The sequence below is a fragment of the Roseibium sp. RKSG952 genome, from assembly GCF_009711355.1.
Genome location: NZ_SMMF01000570.1, coordinates 1 through 1,964, shown reverse-complemented (window position 1 = coordinate 1,964; position 1,964 = coordinate 1). Strand labels below are relative to the sequence as shown.

The window sequence follows — 1,964 nt, the reverse complement described above, 5'->3', positions numbered from 1 at the left end:
GTTTGCTTTCGGAGGGATGACAGCACTAGCGCCACGTCCGTCGAGTTCTGCGACAAACCAATCAGCGTCTAACGCCTTGTCAGCCAAGAGGGACTCAAATGACACACCCTCGATGAGCGGACGAACGCCCTTCATGTCATGAGCCTGACCTGGAAGAAGAACAAAATCGACCAGGTTCCCGAGCGCGTCGACCATAGCCACGACCTTAGTGGTCAATCCGCCACGCGAGCGCCCGACGGCTTGATCTTGTGTTCCCACCTTTGCGCCGCTTGACTTCTGCTGTGCCTGAACGATCGTGCCGTCGATCATCGCGTATTCGAGATCAGGAAAACCGTTGGTTTCCATGAAAATTCTTTCAAAAACGCCCCTTTGGCCCATCTGCGAAAGCGTCGAAATACGCTATTCCACTTGCCAAAATCTACCGGCAAATCGCGCCAAGGAAGCCCCGTCCGCACCCGCCAAAGGACAGCCTCCAGAAGCCTGCGGTTGTTCTTGGCTATCACGCCGCTATCGCTTTTCTTCCCCGGCAATAGTGGAGCCAGATGCTCCCAAACCTTGTCCGACACCATATACCGGTGCTCGTTCATTCAAACCGCCTTTTGGAAGGTTGAATCAAGTTATAAGAACGATGTGAACCGCGAATGTCCACGGGCCCAAGATCACCGACATGATTAGCCTGTGACCCGGCCCCGGTTTTTCTTGATGTGACTTTACCAGAACGCAGGATCGTTGAAGGCGGCGACGCAGCGGGCCGGTCCGCGCAGGGGCGTCAGCGGTGCGTCGGTCAGGGACTGGGCGATCCAGCCCTCTGGCTGCTGAAGCGGTTGCGGCGCGGGAAGGTCGGCCTCTGCGGCGGGCCTAAAGCCGACGCGGCCGTAGAATGCCGGATCTCCGTAGGTCACCGCGATATCCGCACCTTCTTGCCGGAGTGCGTCGAGGCCGTGTGTTATGAGCCGCTGGCCGATGCCCTCGCTCTGCCGTCCGGTCACCACCGCCACAGGCGCCATCAGGAAGACCTTGCGCGGATCGCCCGCGTAGGTGAGGCGTGTGAAGAAGAGACCGCCGAGGAGCACGCCGTCCTCCCAGGCTGTAATGACGCGCAGATCCCCGGCAGGTGTCTCCGCGATCAGGCGGCGCGCGAGGGCGCCGATCAACGCGCCTTCTTCAGGGCCTTCAGAGGTGGTGAAGGTGGCCGAAAACAGCTCGGCAATATCCGTGGCGCGGGTCTCGTAGTCTTTTGAAAAATCCATGTTCCTGTCTCAATCGTCGGGGCGAACCTGCCATGCTGTGGTTGGAAAATCGGATCGTGCCGCCGCTCAGGGCGTCTGCTGGACGAACATCTCGAAGCCTTTGACCCCGTCATCGGCGCGGCAGGCCGCGTGTTCCCTGTGCAATTCGTCAAGGCGGGGCTACCTTTGCGACGCAACTCCATCCGTGCGACGCGTGCCTCCGATGGGCGATAACACGTATCCTTTGCCTTGCGCTACATGTCGAGATGCCCGAGCATGTGGGGCATGGCCTCGTGTCCCGAGGCTCTGAGGTCGTCCGCCATCCCGGCTTTGCAGATCTTGATTTTGGGTTCGCACCAGCATGGTCAATAGCCGCGTTCAATGTGCCTTGCAGTCTCGCGGAATTTTGGCCGGGAGCAGGTTGAGTCTCCATTGAAAACATCATTCTGGTGAATGTTTTTTCCGGTTCTGACTGAAAGGAACTTTTGTGCCTGTTTGGCTTGGTGTCAGGAATACACCATCGAATTCATTGGCCGCCTATAGATAAAATTCCTATTGCGATTAGTTGAATTGCCTTGTTATGTAAAATGCAATCGATCAAACCATAGGTAGATTGATGCAAAACATGCTTGCGCGCATTGGCTCGTACAAAATCAGAACGCAGATCGGGCAGGGCAACATGGGGGCCGTATTTGCAGGCGAGGACTGACCTGCCCCCGATAAATCGGACCATTC

The 1,964-nt window shown here is 57.4% G+C and carries 4 protein-coding genes; all 4 read right to left on the bottom strand.

All coding sequences use genetic code 11. The features are described from left to right. Positions 1-345: transposase (locus E1297_RS02380; RefSeq protein WP_196223146.1), on the bottom strand; the 345-nt coding region annotated here is incomplete at its 3' end. Then, the gene (locus E1297_RS51150; RefSeq protein ID WP_368669441.1) at positions 306-569 is read right to left on the bottom strand and encodes a transposase; all 264 of its coding nucleotides are present in this window, start codon (positions 567-569) and stop codon (positions 306-308) included. The genes E1297_RS02380 and E1297_RS51150, both read right to left, overlap by 40 nt. A gap of 141 nt (positions 570-710) precedes the next feature. Further along, positions 711-1,250 (bottom strand): GNAT family N-acetyltransferase, encoded by a 540-nt coding sequence (locus E1297_RS02370; protein ID WP_155133423.1) that lies wholly within the window; start codon positions 1,248-1,250, stop codon positions 711-713. A 505-nt stretch (positions 1,251-1,755) separates the two neighbouring features. Then, positions 1,756-1,964 (bottom strand): hypothetical protein (locus E1297_RS49630; protein ID WP_209015596.1); only part of this gene is annotated, 209 nt, incomplete at its 5' end.

Excerpts from the sequence above, each read along its gene's own strand:
- E1297_RS51150 (WP_368669441.1), bottom strand. The coding sequence starts at position 569 with ATGGTGTCGGACAAGGTTTGGGAGCATCTGGCTCCACTATTGCCGGGG.
- E1297_RS02370 (WP_155133423.1), bottom strand. The coding sequence starts at position 1,250 with ATGGATTTTTCAAAAGACTACGAGACCCGCGCCACGGATATTGCCGAG.